At 61.1% G+C, this 18,915-nt stretch carries 16 protein-coding genes; 6 read left to right on the forward strand and 10 right to left on the reverse strand.

What is annotated here, in order from left to right; all coding sequences use genetic code 11:
* The first annotated feature begins 711 nt into the window (after positions 1-711).
* The 3 genes from BUS42_RS19930 (at position 712) to BUS42_RS19940 (ending at position 3,164) form a co-directional block, all read left to right on the forward strand.
* The gene (locus BUS42_RS19930; RefSeq protein ID WP_074309082.1) at positions 712-1,743 is read left to right on the forward strand and encodes a DUF1559 domain-containing protein; all 1,032 of its coding nucleotides are present in this window, start codon (positions 712-714) and stop codon (positions 1,741-1,743) included.
* A gap of 244 nt (positions 1,744-1,987) precedes the next feature.
* Positions 1,988-2,587 carry a carboxypeptidase-like regulatory domain-containing protein gene (locus BUS42_RS19935; RefSeq protein ID WP_254053624.1) on the forward strand — a complete coding sequence of 200 codons (600 nt, stop codon included), beginning with the start codon at positions 1,988-1,990 and terminating at the stop codon, positions 2,585-2,587.
* Positions 2,588-2,678: 91 nt separating this feature from the next.
* Complete coding sequence (locus tag BUS42_RS19940) at positions 2,679-3,164, forward strand: carboxypeptidase-like regulatory domain-containing protein (protein ID WP_074309086.1); 486 nt, start codon at positions 2,679-2,681, stop codon at positions 3,162-3,164.
* Positions 3,165-3,301: 137 nt separating this feature from the next.
* On the opposite strand, the gene BUS42_RS19945 is transcribed toward BUS42_RS19940, so the two are convergent.
* Positions 3,302-5,869, reverse strand: coding sequence for a M48 family metalloprotease (locus BUS42_RS19945; protein ID WP_074309088.1), 2,568 nt, complete (start codon positions 5,867-5,869; stop codon positions 3,302-3,304).
* Between the two features lie 316 nt (positions 5,870-6,185).
* Between BUS42_RS19945 and BUS42_RS19950 the strand changes: the two genes are divergently transcribed.
* Complete coding sequence (locus BUS42_RS19950; protein ID WP_074311267.1) at positions 6,186-6,875, forward strand: type II toxin-antitoxin system PemK/MazF family toxin; 690 nt, start codon at positions 6,186-6,188, stop codon at positions 6,873-6,875.
* A gap of 105 nt (positions 6,876-6,980) precedes the next feature.
* On the opposite strand, the gene BUS42_RS19955 is transcribed toward BUS42_RS19950, so the two are convergent.
* Both BUS42_RS19955 and BUS42_RS19960 read right to left on the reverse strand, forming a co-directional pair.
* Positions 6,981-7,427: a hypothetical protein gene (locus BUS42_RS19955; protein ID WP_083670352.1), complete on the reverse strand. Its 447-nt coding sequence runs from the start codon at positions 7,425-7,427 to the stop codon at positions 6,981-6,983.
* Between the two features lie 15 nt (positions 7,428-7,442).
* On the reverse strand, positions 7,443-8,969 hold the full coding sequence (locus BUS42_RS19960; protein WP_216821053.1) for a tyrosinase family protein: 1,527 nt from the start codon (positions 8,967-8,969) through the stop codon (positions 7,443-7,445).
* A gap of 547 nt (positions 8,970-9,516) precedes the next feature.
* Between BUS42_RS19960 and BUS42_RS19965 the strand changes: the two genes are divergently transcribed.
* Complete coding sequence (locus BUS42_RS19965) at positions 9,517-10,089, forward strand: DUF1579 domain-containing protein (protein WP_143206388.1); 573 nt, start codon at positions 9,517-9,519, stop codon at positions 10,087-10,089.
* A 185-nt stretch (positions 10,090-10,274) separates the two neighbouring features.
* Here the strand turns inward: BUS42_RS19965 and BUS42_RS19970 are convergent, their stop codons facing one another.
* The 3 genes from BUS42_RS19970 to BUS42_RS19980 all read right to left on the reverse strand — a co-directional run bounded on the left by BUS42_RS19970 (position 10,275) and on the right by BUS42_RS19980 (position 14,470).
* Entirely contained in the window at positions 10,275-11,672 is a 1,398-nt protein-coding gene (locus BUS42_RS19970) for a hypothetical protein (protein WP_143206389.1), read from the reverse strand.
* A gap of 143 nt (positions 11,673-11,815) precedes the next feature.
* Positions 11,816-12,688, reverse strand: coding sequence for an alpha/beta hydrolase (locus tag BUS42_RS19975; protein ID WP_083670356.1), 873 nt, complete (start codon positions 12,686-12,688; stop codon positions 11,816-11,818).
* Between the two features lie 273 nt (positions 12,689-12,961).
* Positions 12,962-14,470 carry a hypothetical protein gene (locus tag BUS42_RS19980; RefSeq protein WP_074309100.1) on the reverse strand — a complete coding sequence of 503 codons (1,509 nt, stop codon included), beginning with the start codon at positions 14,468-14,470 and terminating at the stop codon, positions 12,962-12,964.
* Positions 14,471-14,761: 291 nt separating this feature from the next.
* Between BUS42_RS19980 and BUS42_RS44135 the strand changes: the two genes are divergently transcribed.
* A complete protein-coding gene (locus tag BUS42_RS44135; RefSeq protein WP_173878246.1) occupies positions 14,762-15,103 on the forward strand; it encodes a hypothetical protein in 342 nt (113 codons plus the stop codon).
* 7 nt (positions 15,104-15,110) lie between these two features.
* Here the strand turns inward: BUS42_RS44135 and BUS42_RS45225 are convergent, their stop codons facing one another.
* The 4 genes from BUS42_RS45225 to BUS42_RS20000 form a co-directional block, all read right to left on the reverse strand.
* Positions 15,111-15,890, reverse strand: coding sequence for a nucleotidyl transferase AbiEii/AbiGii toxin family protein (locus tag BUS42_RS45225; protein ID WP_410001715.1), 780 nt, complete (start codon positions 15,888-15,890; stop codon positions 15,111-15,113).
* 109 nt (positions 15,891-15,999) lie between these two features.
* Positions 16,000-16,683, reverse strand: a complete 684-nt coding sequence (locus tag BUS42_RS19990; protein WP_254053625.1) for a type IV toxin-antitoxin system AbiEi family antitoxin domain-containing protein — start codon at positions 16,681-16,683, stop codon at positions 16,000-16,002.
* A 657-nt stretch (positions 16,684-17,340) separates the two neighbouring features.
* A complete protein-coding gene (locus BUS42_RS19995; RefSeq protein ID WP_074309107.1) occupies positions 17,341-17,718 on the reverse strand; it encodes a hypothetical protein in 378 nt (125 codons plus the stop codon).
* Between the two features lie 476 nt (positions 17,719-18,194).
* Positions 18,195-18,884 carry a Uma2 family endonuclease gene (locus BUS42_RS20000; RefSeq protein WP_074309109.1) on the reverse strand — a complete coding sequence of 230 codons (690 nt, stop codon included), beginning with the start codon at positions 18,882-18,884 and terminating at the stop codon, positions 18,195-18,197.
* Between the last annotated feature and the right edge of the window lie 31 nt (positions 18,885-18,915).

An 18,915-nucleotide genomic window follows, 5' to 3' on the forward strand; every position in this document is an offset into this window, starting at 1 on the left:
CCTGGAACAGCTCCGAGGCTTCAGAACCGATCCGCCATGACGGGACACATCCGCTGGAATCCCTATCTCACCACCGAACTCTCTAACCCGTTCCGATTCTTACGTTTAATGGTCGTTTCGCGGGATGGCCTCGCGTCCCTCGCCCGTGAGGACCGGCAGCTGGCACGAATTTCGCATTCATCAACGGCGGGACGTGCCTTCTCTGCTTGATGATGGAATTGCGAAACACTCGCAATTCTCGGCGATCATCCTGACTCAACGTCACGATTCGACCGCCCGGCCACGAGAGCCACTGTTGGGACCAATCGGGTGCCCCCTCGTCTCGACCCGAGTCCCGCTCTTGTTTTGGCTTGAAAACCGGATCAACTGCGATCCAGACTTCATATGTTTTGCTCACGTGTTGCAATCTAGATGTTTTATTGATCGATTATGGGACTAAATTCAGTCATGAAATTGTCCATTTGGGGATGTCTGGGATGGTGTTGAGGAAACGAGTCAATCGAATCGACAATCTCGATCAGTTCGTTTTTTTCGTATTGCAACCCCCGTGCTTTCGCTTAAACTCACTAGCATCCACTAAATACTCGTGAACTCGTCCACTCGATCGAACGTCAGGGTGTCCTGATGAGGGCCCCTGTCCCAGGTCTCAAGGCATTCCTGAGTTTGCTGCCATCCATTTTTCCATCACGCCATTTTCAGAGGTTGTTTTTCATGCGCTCACGACGAGGTTTTACCCTGATCGAATTGCTGGTCGTGATCGCGATCATCGCGGTCTTGATCGCCTTGCTGCTGCCGGCCGTCCAGGCGGCTCGAGAGGCGGCTCGACGCTCACAGTGCATCAACAACCTGAAGCAGATTGGCCTGGGGATGGCGAACTACGAGAGTTCCAATGGTGGGTTTCCCCCCGCCAAGATCTACGCCAGCACCTGCAACACCGCGAACGCCAATGGCGGGTCGGGAATCGCGATCAGCACGACCGCCTTCTCCCTGGTCCTGAACTACATGGAACAGACGGCGCTCTACAACGCCTATAACTTCAGCCAGGCGTCGACCAATGGAATCGTCAGTCCCCTCACCAAGACCGCCGGCTCGGCGTTCGCCAACACGACGGTGATCGGGTCGATGGTCGCATCGTTCGTGTGCCCCTCCGACGGCGCCACCATGCCCGTCAACGACGCGGTCGCCACGTACTACTCACGCCAAAACGCGGCGCGGAGCAACTACCTCGTCAGCTCCGCTCAGAACACCGACTATAACTGCCCCGGCACCGGCTCTGGGATGCCGAACGCCGCGACTCAAGGCGCGTTCTACAACGACCTGACGACGACCATCGCCAGCATGACCGACGGGACGAGCAACACGTTCCTGGTCGGCGAGTCACTCAACGGCCTGGGCCATTTCAAGGGGACCGCGTCGGCGACCGACACCAGCGGCTACGGCTATGGTCCCTACTGGGGCTCGGGTTGTCACACCTCCACCCATGGCCGCATCGACCCACCGACGTCGGCCACGGCCCTCGTCTTCCTCCCAAACGGCACGTCGGGCGTCAATAACCCGACCGCGCCCCCCGAGCAAAAGAAACGGCCCTACGCCTGGGTCTTCAGCAGCTCGCACGCGGGCGGCGTGAACATGGGGCTGGCCGACGGGAGCGTTCGTTTTATCAAGAATTCTGTCAACACTTATACGTGGTGGGGTCTGGCCACCATCGCGGGCGGTGAGATCATCAGCGCTGACTCGTACTGAGCCTCAGCCTTTGGAAATGAATGAAAGCGTGATGGTTCAATACCGACGCGTGCGATCGCCTCCGAGCTGGTCGCACGCGTCGCGATCCGTCCACACTCACCTGCCGGCGGACGTCTCCCCCCCTTCTTTGTATTGGGCAAGGGCAAACGAGTCACGGCACGCCCTTGATGGCAAGCCACTGGGCCACCCTCCAACCCATTCGCCCGATCATCCGTGAGTCCTGATCTCCATGATTTTGAACCACATGACGCGACGTCAAACGCTTTGGACGGTCGTCTTGGCCGTTGTTTCGGGCTGCTCGAAGTCGGATGTCGAAGGGACTGCCGACGGCCCTGATTTCTCGAACCTGGTCCCCGTGAGCGGGGTCGTCACTCTCAATGGCGAACCGCTGGCCGGGGCCGTCGTGACGTTCCTCCCTCCGCAATGGTCACCCGGGATTGGCGAAACCGACGCGAAGGGCGAATACAGCCTCTCGAGCTCGGGGCGCCCGGGCCTGGCGCCGGGCGAGTACAAGGTGGCCATCAGCCTGCTCCTCTCGGCCGAAGGCGAACCGCAAGGGTTGGGCCCCCGCTCCAGCCTGGCTCAGCCGCCGGGCATGCTGACAGCGAAGGAAATGCTCCCACGCGAATACGCCGATCTTGGCACCTCCAAGCTCATCGCCAAGGTCAATCCCAAGGGGGGGCACTTTGCCTTCGATGTCAAGGCTCCGGGACTCGTACTCCCCACTCCGACCGCGAGCCCGGCCAAGGAGGCCGATGCCGCGGCCGAAGGCGATCAGCCTGCCAAACCGGTGTCCCCCGGCGACCCGCCGGCCCCTGCCACGAACAGCGTCCCGGCACCCTAATCGCTCGGGCATGCATGCTTTTCATAACGCACCGAGACTGTTTTGCATTATTGATATCCGAGTGATCCAACCTTCTGCGAGAACCAGTTCGATGACCATGATTCGGTGGACTGCTTTGCTGGTGTTACTCGGGATGATCGGTTGTGGTTCGGACCCTGACAGCGCGATCAAGCTCGTTCCCGTCAAGGGGACCGTCACGCTCGACGGAAAGCCGATGGCCAATGCCATGATCTCGTTCATTCCCGAAGCGGGCAATGATGCCAGCACGGCCGGGGGCGACACGACCGGACCCGATGGAAACTACCTGGCCCAGTATCGGAACCGCAACGGCCTCGCCCCTGGGAAATACAAAGTGACCATCGTCCCCGGCGTTGCTGAAGGCTCCGCCGGAGGCATTCCCGAGGAGTTTAAAGGCGATCCCTTCATGGCCGCCGAAGGGGCAAGGGTCGCCGCCGCATCCCGGCCAGCCGCCAAGAAAGTGGAGATCAAGGGCGAGTTCGACGCCGAAGTGACCGGGTCCGACTCACCCCTGAACTTCGAGGTGAAGGCGGCCTCCGCAACGGTGAAATCGAAATAGACATCCAAGAATTTACCAATATGATAAGTCCGATTGGGTTCGCGGTCGTGACGCGATTTTTGGAAGGAAACGGCCTCTCCCCCGCGAGTGAATGGTCCACGATGCTCGGGCTGGAGTGTCGTGGATCCCCGCGTCCGTCAAGCTTCGTCCGCCTCGGGAACGGCGATCGGTTCAAGTCCCAACACGCGCTCGACCTCTTCGGCGGTCACGGTCAGCCGGCCCAGAGCGCGACGGTAGAGGCCGAGGAGACGATCGATGGCCGCGTCGGTCGTTTCGAGTAATCCACCGACGTCGTTCTTCTCGGGCAACACGGCCGGGAGCGCGAAGCGGGCGAGCGTGATATCTTCCTTCGCGTGCTCGAACGGGTAATAGATCGTGTCGCCCACCTTCCACCGCAGCGCTTCGAGCGTGTCGCGAAGGTCGCTCGCGCCGCGGAGCACGGCCGCGATCAGCGGCTGGTTCTTCTCGTTCTTGCCATCGTTGTACCGCGAGAGCAGCAGTTCGAGAACCTGCTTGGCGCGGACGGCCGGAAACAACTGGGACACGACGTTTCCACCCAGGTGCGCGGCACAGGGATAGAGCGTCTGCGCTTCCTCGCGGCGGTCGCGACCGTCGGTCACCCGGTCGGCGACGGTATCGACCTGGAGAATCGCCAGCGCCTGGGTCAGCCGTTGCGCGGCCGAGGCCGCGTAGGGCTCGAATTGCCCCTCGAGATCGCGGATCTGAGCCAGCGCTCGGTCGCGCGCCGCTTCCGCTGCTCTGACCGTCGGCGCCCGCAATTCCCAATCTTCGGCATCCAGCTTGATGTCGGACTTCAAGAGAATGCGGGCGGCCTCGGCCTTGATGAGCCGCGCATGCAGGTCGGAGTCTCGCTCGCTCGCGCTCAGGCACTCCTCACGCGCGGCCTGCTGGTCCTCCCGGGCCTTGACGAGCGCTTGCTTTGCGGTTTTCGCGTGGGTCGGGGCTTGCGGATACTCATAAGGCAATGCGAGCCGCTGAGTCATCGGCATCGCCTTCAAGAAGAATCGCTCGGCCGCGACGTAACCCTCCTGGGCGACCGCCTGGGTCTCCACCAGCTCGGCCACCGGATAGAGCTGATTTTTGCTGATATCATGTCCCAGTAATGACTTATAATATTCAAACGTCACGGCGCGAGCGAGTGCGTCGAAGTTACGAAAGACGTCGGTCGCGGGTCCGTCGAGGTTGAAGATCCCCCCGCCCGGCTCCTCGAGCTTGGCGCGTGCGATCCGATCGCGGTCGGACGGGTGGGTGTCAAACAGGCCGGTCGTGGCCTGGCCCGAGGCTTGCCGGTAGGCGGCCAGCATTTCTTTGGGGATCTGGGGGACGTTGGTCAGGATCAGTTTCGGGTAGTTGTCCGGCAGCCGGCGCTGTTGCCAACTGGACTGGAGGTCAGCCATGGCGAACTGCGAGGCCAGTTGAAGTTCGCGCATCCGCCAGCAGGTCTGGGTAAATACCTTCGCGCCAACCATGCGCGCCTCGTAGCGATCGGCGTCGTACTCGCGCTGGCGGAGGAACACCATGTTGACGAGGTGCCCGGCGTGCAAGAGGACCCAGAGCACGCGCCGGGTCAGCCAGACGGCGAGGCGGATGACCGCCCCGAACAGGATGAGGGAGCCGTTCTCGCCGGTCGACCAGTTTTCAAGGGCCTGATCCCAGCCGTCGCGTTCGTACACGGCGCGTGCGAACCAGCGGTTGATGGACGAGATCACATCCATCAATCGCGCACCCGACCCTTGCGAGATATGGCCCAGCTCGTGGGCCATGACCCCGGCGAATTGCTTGAGGTCGAGCCCGGCGACCATCCCGAGGCCGATCACCAGCACGGGCTCGCGCGCGAAGAACGAGAACGCCCCTCCCGAGTAGCCCGCGGCCGCGTTGACCTGGCAATCCACCTCGATCCGCTCCGGCCGAGGCGCACCGACGGACTCGCAGACGCCATCGACAAACGCATAGAGGAGCGGCTCGACCTGGGGGTCGAGCACCCGCTCCTTCGTCGGCTTGGCCGGCTTCGCGAACAGCGGCTTGAGCATGAACGCGACAATCCCGGCGCCACTGACCAGCGGAACGAAATAGACCGCCAGGGCGACCTTCATCGCCCCTCTGCCCTGCGCGTGCGTGAAAACCGAGACGTCGTTCACCGCATGGTACGCCAGCGCAACGATCACGAGCCCGATCAGCGTCAGATAGATCAAGGGGAGCAGGACCATGAAGCCGGCGACGACCAAGAGCCAGAGCGAATACCAGGGTGACGGCCGGAACGGTTCGATCTCGCCGCGGAAGGCCGCCAGGATCTCGGCGGGGGTGCGCGTAATCTCGGTCGGCGCGGCCGCTTGGCGAACCCCCTTCGCGCTCACGCCGACCCCTGGCAACGCCCCGTCGCGGACCCGCACGATCTTCGCCTTCCTCGCCGCGCCTCCCGCGAGCACATAGCCCCCCGCCGCATCGTCCTCATCCTCAACCTTGCTCTCGGGCCGCGGTGTCGCCCTCGCCTCGGTCCGGCGGACTTCCTCCTCAGGCAAAGGGACCAGATCGTCGTCGGCCCGCGGACTCGCCGGCGGCGGCGACGCAACCGCGGTCACGGTGATCACGGCTTTGCAGGAGGGACACCGCCCCCGCTTCCCGGCAAGCTCGTCGCGGACCCGAAACGTTGACTGGCACGATGGGCATTCGACAGAGATCGGCATCGACGATGACTCTCCCGACCGCAAGCTCTTTGCCACCCCAAAGCCTGCCACTCAAGCTACAACACCTGTCGCGAGCACTCAATCGTCGATTTGCTGATTTCGCCACTGCGACCGACCCGAGGAAACGATCGGGTGGGCGGGTTTGAGACCGACCTACCTGATCGCTCCCCTGAATCTGTAAGATGAAGCGGTCCGCGCGAGCGCGTGCGTTGGGTGGGGTGAGGTGTTGGGGTCCATCATCGCGTTGGATGAGGTGCCGAACAATGCCCTCGGGCCGCCGCTTCAAGCTGAGAGTATTACCGAGGACCACAAGCGAATGCGAATCCAACCGGGTGAAGTTTACCGAATTCAATGGCCCTACGACGTGGCTGTTGAGAAAGCCCCCTACGCGATCGTCCTCTCCGAGGAGGGAGCCAACGACCAGCAGGTCATCGTCGTGCCGTTATTCACCGAGAACCTCGCGGATTCCGCGTTTCGACTCGCTCTGCCCGACGAAGTCATCGGCCGACGCGCCGTGGCGCACGCGGACAAGCTGACGCGGCTCGCCGTCTCCCACATCAAAGAGCCCGAGAATGGGCCGTTGGGGACCATCGAAGAGGAAGTCTTCTTCGATCTGAACCTGGCCGTCGGCAAGGCGATCGGAGCCCATTTCTTCCCGGGAGAGTTTGAGGCCGACTGGAAACCGCCCGGCAGCAAACGGCCCGAGCGAGGCAGCATCTGGCAGTCGTTCTGGCAGAACTCGAAAGCGGCCACCCGGCCCGGCCTCGTGATGTCAGACTCGTCCGACGCCAATGCTCACGTGATCCTGATGCCGTTGATCAGTCAACCGCTGGGCAAAAAGGCCACTCTCCCGTCCTGCGTCGACCTGGGCGAGTACGTGGCTCAGGCCGATCAGATCGAGGTCGTGCCGATTCATCAGCTTCGCGAATACGAAGATCGCGTCGACCGCTCGAAGTTCGAAGCGGCCTGCCGGGCGATCGCCCACGTCATCGGCGCGGAACTCTGAACTGAGTCTTGCCATTGAAATCTTTGCAACTTTAAGTCCAATTTAGTCTTGGAGGGTGGGCCGTGCCCACCCTCCAAGACTCGGCACCGAATCGCTTCGGACGCCTCATTGCTTGGACTTCTTCGGTTTAGGCGTCACCGGAACGAAGGTGAGCTTCGCGTCCTCGATTTCCTCCCGGGTGGGCAGGCGGGCCTCCCCTGCCCCCTTCTCCAGGACTTCGAGGCGGAGCGTGACCTTATCGCCCACAACGGCCTTTGCGGGAACCGCGATCTGATACACACCGGCCTTTTGAAGCGGTCGGACACCGAACGGAGCGACGGTACCGGCGATCTTGCCGTCGACGGTCCGCACGATCACCCGCGCATTGCGGGGCAAGACACCTACCGCCAAGCGGAGGACGATCGCTTCATCCTTCGTCGGTTGTCGCGACAGGGTGAGCGTCAACTTGCCGCCCGGCGCTTCCCCGCCCGAGGGGAGCAGGCTCGCGAGGAGCCCGATCCCGAGCAGTCCAAGCACCGAGGGCGAACGACCGATCCGGCTAGTGGTCCCCATGGCTCTCTTGGCCTTCTATAAGGTGCCGATCGAGATCGACTTCACAGGCACCTGGAACGTGGACAGCGTCACGCCCTGGGTGTCGGGCACAACCTGGATCCGTAACGGCTCGCCTACCTTGAGCCTACCCGCCGCGCGGAGCCGCTTCAACGCCTCGGTCAGCGGGACATCAAAGCTGACCGGCCCGGCCATGTGCCCGTGCCCGTGGCTGCCGAAAAAGGTGATGGTGCCGGCAAAGCTGGGGTCGCTGAAGCCGACATTCCTGGCGCCCTCGGGCGAGTTGACCAGGACGTGGAGCCGGACTCCGCGGCGATTCTCGGGCGGCTGGAGGGTGATCCGGGCAAAGAGCGGCGGCGTCGCGACCGCGGCCGCCGGATGGGTCAATGCCGCCGGGACGCTGCCGGTCGCGGTCATCGGCTGCTGGAAGTCGAGCGTGGTCTTCGACAAGGTCGTCTGGAATATCTTCTCCTTCTGCGCCAGGAGCCGCGGGGCGGCCTGTTGCACAACGTTCTCGCCGGAGCCGGGCTGATACGTGTAGTTGAACGGGCCGATGGTCGCGTAGTCACCGGCCTTGCCGTTCGGCACCGACTGCCCCGCGCTGTTGATGTAGAAGAGGAACGGCTCATTCTGCCAGGCCGCCAGGTCGGCCCCCTCCGGCAAAGTCGGGAGGTTCTGGGCCTGCTGCTTCCGGGTCCAGACGTCCCAGAGCCGGTCGATGTTCGAGTGGTGCATGAAGAAGATCGGGTCGACCGGCGACAGAAACTCGCTCATGTCGCCGCCAACGGCGTTGTGAATGTTGTTGTGAGGCTGGCCCTCGAGAATCCCGAAGCCCACCATCTCGCTGTGCGCCTGCGCCTTGTCGCTCCCGAAGTCCAGGAACGTGGCCGGGGCGAGGGCGTCGAGGATCGTGGAGAGGGCGACCGAGTTGAGCACCGTGGGGTCGAAATTCGGCTGCCGCGCCTGGCTGCTCGGGAACAAGGCACCCGACGCGTTACTCCAGAAATCGGCGGGCGTGGCCATCCCGCGGAGGCTCAGCTCGTTCTGCTGGCCCGATGTCAGCCCCGCATAAAAGGTGTTCACCGGGTCGGTGAACTGCTGCTGGAACGCCGCGTAGCCATCAATGAAAGCCGGGTTGGCCGGGTTGAGTACGCTGTTGTCGGTGAAGGCCGACGGGATGTACGGCCCCGCCGTCCAATCCCAATAGGGAAGGGCGAAGTTCGAGTCGCCGCTCAGAGCGCGGCAGGTCTGCTCGAACCAGCCGATGTACCCGCGATGCCAAGGCAGGAGCCACCAGTTGCCGTGCGGGCAGTCGAGCAGGTGGATCAACGCGTTGCGATACCAGTTGCGCGGATCCGTCGGCGGCAAGTTCAACATCGCCGTAATCGCGTTCTTGTAGCTCTGAAGCGTCGCCGCGGTCATCGGGTCGGTGACGTTCCTCCGGACGTACGGCGGCGTCCCCGCCTGCGCCCGCGCGGAGCCGGCCTTGACGCCGGATGCCAGGACCGCCGTCCCGCTGGCCACCAAGAATTCGCGACGCGACACGCCTACAGACTGATTTTTGCAATCATTCATCATAGGGTTCCGTTCAACAAGAGATTCGTCGCTCGTGACGGGACAAATGAAGTCGACGCGGGCCGTTTCCCAATCACCGCCATCTTGGTTCCTCCCACGCACACAATCGGCAAGCGACCCACCGACCGACCGGTTGCGTCCCAAGTCATCAGGACCGACAACGTCAGGGACCTCGTTGCCGGACGTTCGAGATGACCCAGATCCCCACACTCGCACTGCGGCTAAATATGGCAGGAAACGCCGAGCAATCGCATTATTGAAAACAAGTTATCTGGGGATCAAGAGAATAATTCCAAAAAAAGCTCGCTTTCGGCTCCTTGCTGAACTGGAATCGTGAGGTGTTTGCAACATCCAACCATTCTTGCATTTCTTTCAAAATCACGCGATTCTTCACTGTCTCGTGAGAAAACGGCACGATTCCGTCCCTGGAATTGCCGATAATCCTCTGGACAGTAAGAGAACAAACGTACATACTGTCCCTCGCGTTGAAACCGATCCTTCCGTGGTCAGGAGTCAGATGATGAACACGTTTCTTCGATACCTCTGCCTTGCTGCGTCGGCCTTGGGAATTGGCTCGATTGCCCTCGCTCAAGACGAGTACCCCGTCCCCAAACCGACGGCCGAGCACAAGATCCTCGCCGCAGAGGAAGGCACCTGGGACGCGACCATCAAGTCCTACCCGAAAGGCCCCGATTCCGAGGCGATGGTCACGAAGGGAGTCGAGGTCAACACCGTGCTCCCGGGCGGACTCTGGTTGGCATCGGTCTTTAACGCGGACTTCGGCGACATGAAGTTTGAGGGACGTGGCCAGTACGGCTACGATTCGATCCAGAAGAAATATGTCGGCACCTGGGTCGATTCGATGAGCCCCTCCCTCACCGTGCTTTCGGGGTCCTATGACGCCAAGACGAAGACGTTGACCTACACGGGCGATGGCGTCTGCCCGCTCGATGGCTCCAAGCTGGCCCAAAAGATGGTGAGCACCACCAAGGATGACGGCAGCCGCCAGTTCACGCTTTACATGACCGGCACGCAAACGGGCGGCAAGGAAGCCAAGGTCATGCAAATCGAATACACGAAGCGAAAATAGCCCCAAGGCGAACCGGCCAATGAGGCTTCCGCAGTCGCTTGAAACCGACCTGCGGAGGCCGTCCAATCGCCCGATGTTCGGCAAACGTCATTGAGACTCGTTCATGACCATCAATCCGGTTCTGTCATGCAGTCCGTGGCGACGCATCTCCAAATAAGCAAACAAATACACATGCGAACCTACTCTCACTTCAGACCGGCCGGGATCGGATCAGCCGCCGCGATCCCCTCGGGCAGCTCCTCGAGAACCGTTCCCCGTAGCGCGCCGGCCGTCGCCGGAGCCGCGCCGTGCTCGCGGCGGTAGACCTCGGCCGCCAGCCGGACGATCAGCACCGAGCGACGCCGACGCTCCCGGGCCAGATCACCCTGGCCCTCCCAGGGCGGGTCGCCCGAGCCAGGATACAGGCCAGACAAGAACCCGGCGATCTCGGTCCGCTCGAGGGTCCGCGCCAGGAATTCCGGCCTCACAGCGGGAGAAGGGGCGGGGGCGGACGGGTCGTCGGTATAGATCCAAGTCGGTTTTCGGATCGCCAGCCGAGCCCGACGCCCGGTCGGCCGGTCCACCTGTGCCAGCCAGTTGGCGAACAACAATCGGATCGCGCGGCGACTTCGCTCCCGATCGTTGCTGACGTGGAGCCGGCCCCGTTGAATGGGATCCCTCACCACCGGCCATCGCACGAGCCGATCCAGCACGCCCGTTTGCCGGCCTCCCAGCAAGGGGAGTATCCGGCCGCAGTCGCGCATCGTCGACTCGAAGTTCGTCAAGTCCTCCACGGCCTTGAGACACGACAGGTAGTCGAGCTTGACCGCCTCGGAGACCGGCGGGGTCAGGGCATCGGCATCCCGAGTGTCGTGCAGTGCTCGCCGGAGCTGTCCGGGTCCGAGGCGCGGGTCGGCCGCCCATCGGAGGATGCAACGAGCGGCCAGGGAGTGGATCCTCGCGCCGTAGTGGCGTTGCATGAGCGTGCCATGCCGGCCGATGAGCCGGCTGCAGCGAAGCATCGCAAGATACCAGTCCCAGGCTTCGTCCAGCGCGCCGGCGTCCTCGAGGCGCGAGCCCTCCAGGGCCGCCATCCCGGCAAGGATGTTGGCGTCCTGGATGAGGTACATCCCCGGGCCGACGGACAACCGGCCGGGTTGATGATAAAGGGCATCGCGCCGCCGACTCCCCTCGCGCCAGAGCTCCAGCGCCGCGCGTTTGGCCTCCAGGTATTCGCGAAGCCCCAGGGGGGCCGACGACCAGGTCAACGGCCTGATCTCGTCGCCCCACAGGGCTTTACAGAACAGGCCCCTCCGAGCCTCGTCGATCGCATTCGGCGGGTCCACCAGCTTGTGCGCCGCCGCGTACGCGACGAAGGCGTTGTCGGCATCGGGGAGCGTGACGGGCCGCCGCGCCTCAGCCACATCAAACGGATCGCCGACGTCGGGGAGCCCGTCGAGGCTCCCCACCCGCCAGATCGTGACAGCGACGAAGGCGACCCATCCGACGATGCCCCCGATGGCCAGCCGTCGTCCCAAGCCACCCTTGGGCCGTCGAAACCGCCTGGATCCCTGCGACGCTGGGGGTTGTGACGCCGTTGTCATGACTCGGCCTCATCCCCGGGGTGAAAAATTGGTGCGAGCCGCCAGACACCTCAATGGGGACATCGAGAAGATTCAGGGAGAATGGGAACCCGGTCGCCAGCCTTCATGGCCACCGACTTCCTCAGACTCCCGGGGGCAAGCCATCACTTCTTCAAGGCTTCGCCCACGAACTCGAACAACGCCTTTGTGGCCGGATCGTTGGGCAGGCCGAGATCCGCATTGAGCTTGTTGTGATTGGACTCCTGGGCACTGAAGACCTTGGCGGGAACGCCCGCGTTCTTCAGCACGCTCGCGAGCCGCTGCGCCTGCGCGCTGGTATCGGGATGATCGGCAACGTGCAGGATCAGAAACGGAGGAATGCCTTTGTCTTTGGCCACATGCGTGACGGCGGATAGGTCGCGATGCTTCGCGGGATCGTTGCCGAACTTCTCACGGTGGCCGTACTTCGCTTGCGGCTGGTCGTGCACGCGACGACGGGTCTCCGCAGTCTCAATAATCGCCGGCACATCGTAGGTGTCGCCATCGACGGGCACGCAGCCTTTGGTGATGGCCAACGACAGCCCCTCGGCCTTCAAGTAGCGATCATCGGTGCAGATCAACGCGGCGAGTTGCGCACCGGCCGAATGGCCCATGACGAAAATCCGCTCCGGATCGCCTCCGGACTCGGCGATATGGTCGTGGACCCAGCGGATGGACTTCGCCACGTCGCGCACGATCGTCGCCATGTCGACGTTCGGCAGGAGTCGGTAGTTGGTGGAGACAAAGACAAACCCATGGTCCATGAACGCTTGCGGCTTGATCTGAACGCTCGTTTTGTCGCCCGTCTGCCAACCGCCGCCGTGAATCCAGAAGACGACGGGCAGACCTTTCGCATTTCGTGGTGAATAAACATCGAGCACCTGACGCTCTTGCGCCGGATCGGCGTAGGCGATGTTGGATTTGACGTCCTGGGCCTGCGCTTCGGACAGGAGAGCGAAAACGATGAGCAGCCGGGAAACATGTTTCACAGGATTCATCCTTTGAAAAGTCGGTTGCGATACCTCTCGCGTTCAACTTGCGATTGTCGTGGACATCAAGGATCCCGCGCGATGTTAGCCCAATCCTGATCGTTCGGCGAGCGTTGACATTGCCAGCTGCCCGACAGACGTATCGAATCTCAGAAAGAATCCAAATCAATTTGCCAACGCTGTCAATATGCCGGCACACAACAAATTCATCATTGGCTATCGATGATTCACCGATTCGTCCAGACCTCCAAATGAGAAGTGCCTGGCCACTTGAGTCTCCCGCTAGCCAATGAATTTCAGAAGAATCAGTAAAACAAACGGCAGGGTCACGATCCAGCAAATACCCAGGAGACGCCCGAGCCGATCGATCCAGAATGCTTCGGATCGCCAACTGCCCATCATCGCCATCGTGATCCAGCAACCGGCGATGCCCAGACCCGAGAGGCCCGAGACGTAAATCGAGCTGTTCATCACGATCTCGTGGATCCGGTCAGGGTCCGAGTCGATCAAGTACTGGACCAGGCCCAGGCCCGCGATCAAGACGACGACGAACCCAACCTGAAAGCACGCCAGCGGGCCCGGATTTCGGAGGGTTTGGGAGCGCTCGGCAGCAGGCATGGACAAAACGATCATCGCGAGTGTCGCTGAACCCGCCACGAGCAACGGTGCGCTGAGGATCACCCCCAGTGCTCCCAATAACAACGCAACGTTCAGTGCGGGCCAGTCCGTCGTGGCAGGAGCGTGATTGAGCGCGTCCAACACCTCGGCGGGATCCAGGGTGCCGACGGACTTGTGGACTAACAGACAGGCGACGGCCGTTGCGGCGACCAGCACCATGGCATCGGAAACCCTGGGCAATCGCCGCGATCCGACACGCCCGTCGACGTCGACCGGCGCCTGTTCCGTGATCGTTCTCAACCCCGCAGCCGTCGTCTCCCGGTCGGCAACCTGGTGTGTACCGCCGCGGACGAACCAGCCGGCGAAGAAGCAGGCGGCGAATGCTCCGGTCAGGAGCGTGGGCCAGCCGATCAACGCGAGCCCATGGCTCCATGAAACGCGAGGCGTCTGGGGCGGTCGTACGAAGGTCGGCGCGGGGACGTCCCCCGCGTCGATCACAATGACTCGATCGCGGAATGCCTCCCCGCTCCAGGGAACCGTCGACTGACCGTGAACGTGAAGGCCCACGACGATCGCCCGCCCCGTCGGGATCAACCATCGGCCGTTGACCGTCTCATGGAGCACGTCGGGAATCTGGAATGTGTTGCGAAACGGCTTGCTTGTTGATCCGTCCCAGACCTCCTCGCGGCGAATCGCCGTCTGGAATGTTCGGATCCGGCTGCTCGTGATCGTGATGTCGGCGAGAGTCCCCCCCGGCGCAGGGAACTCTTTCACATCGAGTTCGACCCCGTCGAGGACGTTACCGATGACCGGGTTGAGAGCCAGGGCCGTGGTCCTTCCCTTCGACACCTGGGCTTTGCGTTTGAACGACGCGACATAGAAGACGCGCTTCCCTCCGGCAGCGAGACCCTTCACCGTGCCCGCCGGCAGGCAGGAGACCGATGCAGCGACCAGTCGCTTCAGGGTCGCCGCATCGGCCGTCCAGACGGTGTAACAATCGCCCTGCCCGATGTACTCGAGCTGATCAAAGAGATCGGCACGCCACTGAATACTCTCCATTTCCAGGATGTGAGCCCGCAGAGGAACGCTCACATTCGTCGCCGCTGGCAGAGCCGCGACGGTCGGGGTTGACAAGAGGAGAAGGTTGATCCAGGGGAGAAGGAAGGGTGACATTCAGTGAGACTCAGTCATCCATTGACTCAAACGGCCAATCATCCCAATGCGGTTGATTAGGATTGCTCATTCCAGCACTCCGCACAACCTCTGTCACTCGAAATCCTCGAATCCCCAGGAGCGAATATCGATCGCCAGGCCCATAAAAGAGGGCACCCGAGTCGGAATTGGCCACTGATTCTCACGGATTCGTCCAGAGCTCCCCAATGTGGTGCCTGGCCATTGAACCCTTGTTCGAAAATCAAGTCTGACGAATCTCGTCTTCGATGATCTCGTTGAGAAAGTTCGTCAATGAAGAGCCTGCTGGCTTGTTCAGGAATTCGCCAGCAGCACAAAACCAACAAGTCATCAATTTTATATTTTTTGAACTGGGGAAGTCTCCCACGACGTATCGGCCGAAAACTTCAATTGGGATCTGTCCGCGTTCAGGATCGCGTCGGCAAGGTCGCGCTACTTTTGCTGGAGCTCGAGGATCTTCTCTTCGACCGTGTCCCGGCAGACCAAGCGGTACGCGAACACGCGCTGGGTCTGGCCGATCCGGTGCGAACGGTCGATCGCCTGCGCTTCCACCGCCGGGTTCCACCACGGGTCGAGCAGGTACACGTATTCGGCCGCGACTGGATTTCGGTTTGAGCGATTTTCAGTCCGGGATGGTGAGGCGTGAAACCAAAGCGAGCACCTCGGCCCACGCATCGTCGAACGGGATGAACTCTGTCGTGAACTCGCGCACTTCGGCATCGTAGCTCAGCGACGCTCGGCCCCTCACGTCGTCGTTGAAAGCACCCTTCGTCGCGACAATCTCCCTCGCCTCTGACTTCCGCAGGAGGAAGGAAGAAACCTTCCCAGGGTCAATCAACTCGAGGTGCTTGAGCAGCATTGAGGCGATATCGAAGACGTCTTGAGGTCGGGAACGATTCCGAGGAACTTGCTGGAGGAGGGCCCGAAGCTTCTCAGAGAGGATGTCATCAAGCGTGCAAACGCGAAGCGGCTTCGCCTCAGGGCTGAGTTGCTCATCGCCCGTTTCGCAAAGCACGTCGTTCAAGCTGATTTCAACTTCGACCACATCCGACAGATTTTTGCCTGCGGCAAGCCGCTCGTCGATATTCTGGAAATGCCTATCGCCGGGGAGCTGAAAGCACACTTTGATGCGGTATGTCGGCATCGTCTTGTCGACGCCTGGAGGGAGCCGGTGGATGCTCTGACAGCGAGCTTTCACCTGATACTGGCGTTCGCCCGTCATCAGTGCCGCGTTCATCAACGCTTTGATGTCTGCCGGGCTATCGGGAAAATCACCGTCCGCACTGAAGTCAAGGTCGAGCGTGCTCCGTTTGTTGCCGTACACAAAGCGAAGGGCATTCCCGCCCTTGAAGGCAACGCAGGACACCAACGCAGTCGACGAGGATATCGACGCGAGAATCACGAACTGAACGAGGCGTCGTCTTGCCTCCTCCGTGGTCGTGCCATTCTGCTTTCGCCAGGCAGGGAGCTCGGCGATTGAGGTTGGATAGCTTCCCGCTTCCAAAGTGCCTCTAGCTCCCTTCGATGATGGCGAGGATCGATGGAGGGACGTTCAGCGAGAGGTTCCACTCCGCCGAGAACGTTTCCGAGTAAGGACTGCTCGCCACCAACTTTACCGACCCTCCCCGTTGCAGTCCATTCCGCCACTCCTCGAGCCGGGGGTGAGTCTTACCAAGCTTCTCAAGCAGAAAGCCGACGCGTTGCCGGAGAACCTTGTTCCCATAGGCGTCGGCATAGGAGACGAGTTTGCTGACATCAACGTCTTCCGCTGACCGCCATGCTCTGAGCACCTTCGCAATTCCGCCCGACTTGTCCGGCGCACGAAGGGCATCGAGAAGCGTTCGTTCCACGTCGGTCACATAAATCGGAATACCCGCGCTGTACCCGATCACGACGCCGAAGCCGGGTTCCTCAGTGAGTTGCGTCCAATGAACGGAAACGTCACCCACCCGCTCCGGACGTCTCGCGGCAATCAATCGTGTGCCTTCAGACCAATCATCGGGCATCGTGCCGAGCGGCAAGCGGTGGGTGTTCCCTCCGTTCTTGCTTGCGATCGGATAAATCTCCTTCGCAATCAGGTCGGTGAGCCCGTGATAGGTCATCGCGGTCAGGTAGCCGAAAACCGCCCAAGGGTTGGCTTCCTGGACGATTTGCTCTTCGGAAACCTCGAGCAGATTCGCATAAGCCACGTTCACAATGTAGACGCCGGCAACGCCTTCGACCGAGGCAATGTCGCCGCGGCCTACAAGATCATGACGGATGTCAGCGGCTTTCTTTTCGTCAGGAAGAGGTTCGTTCTCGGCATGGGCCAACCGACGGGCGGCGAGATGAATTCGCCAGTCAGAAATGACTCTTCGTCGAGTCTCCGCAAACTCCCGAAGAACTTTGGACGCAAATGTCTTGGTCCACATAGTAACTGCCAGTGTAGCCGAATAAGATGTCCTAAGGACATCTTATTCGGCTACCATTGACATGTCAAGCCCCAAGTAAAAAATTGCGTCAAGTCCCATGACAACATAGAATTACGGCGAGATTTTGGTTGATATTCTGGCTTCTTTCCAAAGCGTGGCGAGCTTTTAGCACGGATAAACTGTCCTGAGACGATTCATAGCCCGAGCTTCGTCGCTTCTGCCATTCAGCGAATCACGCTAAGCCGCAACTGGGCTCCAGAAACGCCGCTTGGAGTGTGGTGAGTAGTCAGGCACTCCAACTGGAAGATCTGGGAGATCCAGCGAAGGCGGGTATCTGTGGGCCACCCTTGGCAGATTACCCAGATTGTTTTTTGCCCTCTTTGGGGCCTGGCCGCAAGTTTAACGCGAATTCACTTCGCCGAAGAAAAAATCACCGCGAGATTATGCCTCGCCCATCGGCTCTTGCTCGACCCGAGCACGGATATCAAGGCGGTCTGGAATTTCGTTCTTCTGGCCCTTCGGGTTGGTAATGGCGACCAGAGGACAGTGGATCTCGGAGAGAAATTGACTGAGGAAGCCGATGAGAAATTCCTGCTGAAGTTCAAACATGTCGGAATCGAACCCACCTTGCTCGTTGCGATGGCCTTCGATGTCGAGAAACAGAGTGCGTCGCTGGTTCGGGGATTTGACCTGGGCGTCTTGCACCAACTTGAAGAGTGTGAGTGCCGCTTCCTCGAAGCCTTCGTTCCGGTAGACGTTATGGTACAAAGCGACCGTCCCGACACCGCCCTCGATCCGAGTCTCATTCTGCCCACCCATCGATTTAGCCTCCACGTAGAATTGCCTTGTGGTTAATCGTGCTGACATGCACAAAATTTATCTCATTCTGCGAAAACCGATGCCCAGGTTTATAAGTAAAACCAAGTGATTGCAACGTAACGCTTTGACTACTATGTTGCAAGTTCTCGCTGAAATCTCTGAGGTCCGGGCGGTCTGCAAAATCCCCAGGCGTCGAATCGCATTTTTGAACGCCCCAAGAAGGGGCATCCATGACAGCCACGGCCTTACGGACACAGTCCGATACGTGCCGCTGGGGGCCAGGCACCGAAAGAGGGCAAGGCGGTTCAAATCACACATCAATCAAACACTAAAATGATGATTTTTTGTGACGTAGTGGGATCAGTGGCCAGGCCCCCTTCTTCACAGCACGACCTTTACAGTCGGAAAGCCATCTTCACTGAATCTCCCAGGACTCCCCACTGAAGTGCCTGGGCTACCGGCTCCGAACGTCAAATTCACTTCGCTTCGAAGGCGGCAAGGCGAGTGACCAGGGCGGCATGCTCAGCGGTGGCCAGGCCCTGATCGAGCAACGCCCGAAGCCGTTTGGTCTCGCCGTTCAGGAGGGCTTGGGGGTCGAGCCAAAGGCCGGGGAAAATGGTGGAGCGGTACAGGCCGTCCGCATCGGCGGATATCATGACCAACGAACCATTCTCTTGCCGGAACCAGAGAACTTCGTCCGGGTTCATGGCATGCACCACATATTCGAGGACGCCGGCCTGTTCGTAGTCGGCCAGTTTCGACCCGAGGTCGATGTCACGGGTCGCCTGGGCGATTTCGACGACAAGTTCCGGGGCGCCGCGGACGTATCCACGCTCGGTCCGGGTTTGGCCGCCACACTCCGGCAGGATCCGGAGGAGGGCATCGGGCTTCGGTTCGCTCTTCGAACCGAGGATTGTTGTCGCGTGATCGAGGCCCTCGACGCCGGGTGTGTTTTCCGCGTAATAACTGAGCCAGACAGCCGCGGCAATGTGTGCGTAGCCGTGGGCGCGACCGGCGGGACTCGGCAGGAAAACGACCCCGCCGATCAGTTCGGCCCAGGTGCCGGGTGGCATTGCTTCGCAACGGGCGTGGAAGGTCGGCTGGTCGAGGCGTTCCCCTTCGACCAAGGGACGAGACGGGTCGATGACGGGGCCGTGATGGAACAATGACCTGCCCCTCCGAGGCGTCGGACAGACA

Source organism: Singulisphaera sp. GP187, assembly GCF_900129635.1.
Classification (GTDB): Bacteria; Planctomycetota; Planctomycetia; order Isosphaerales; family Isosphaeraceae; genus Singulisphaera.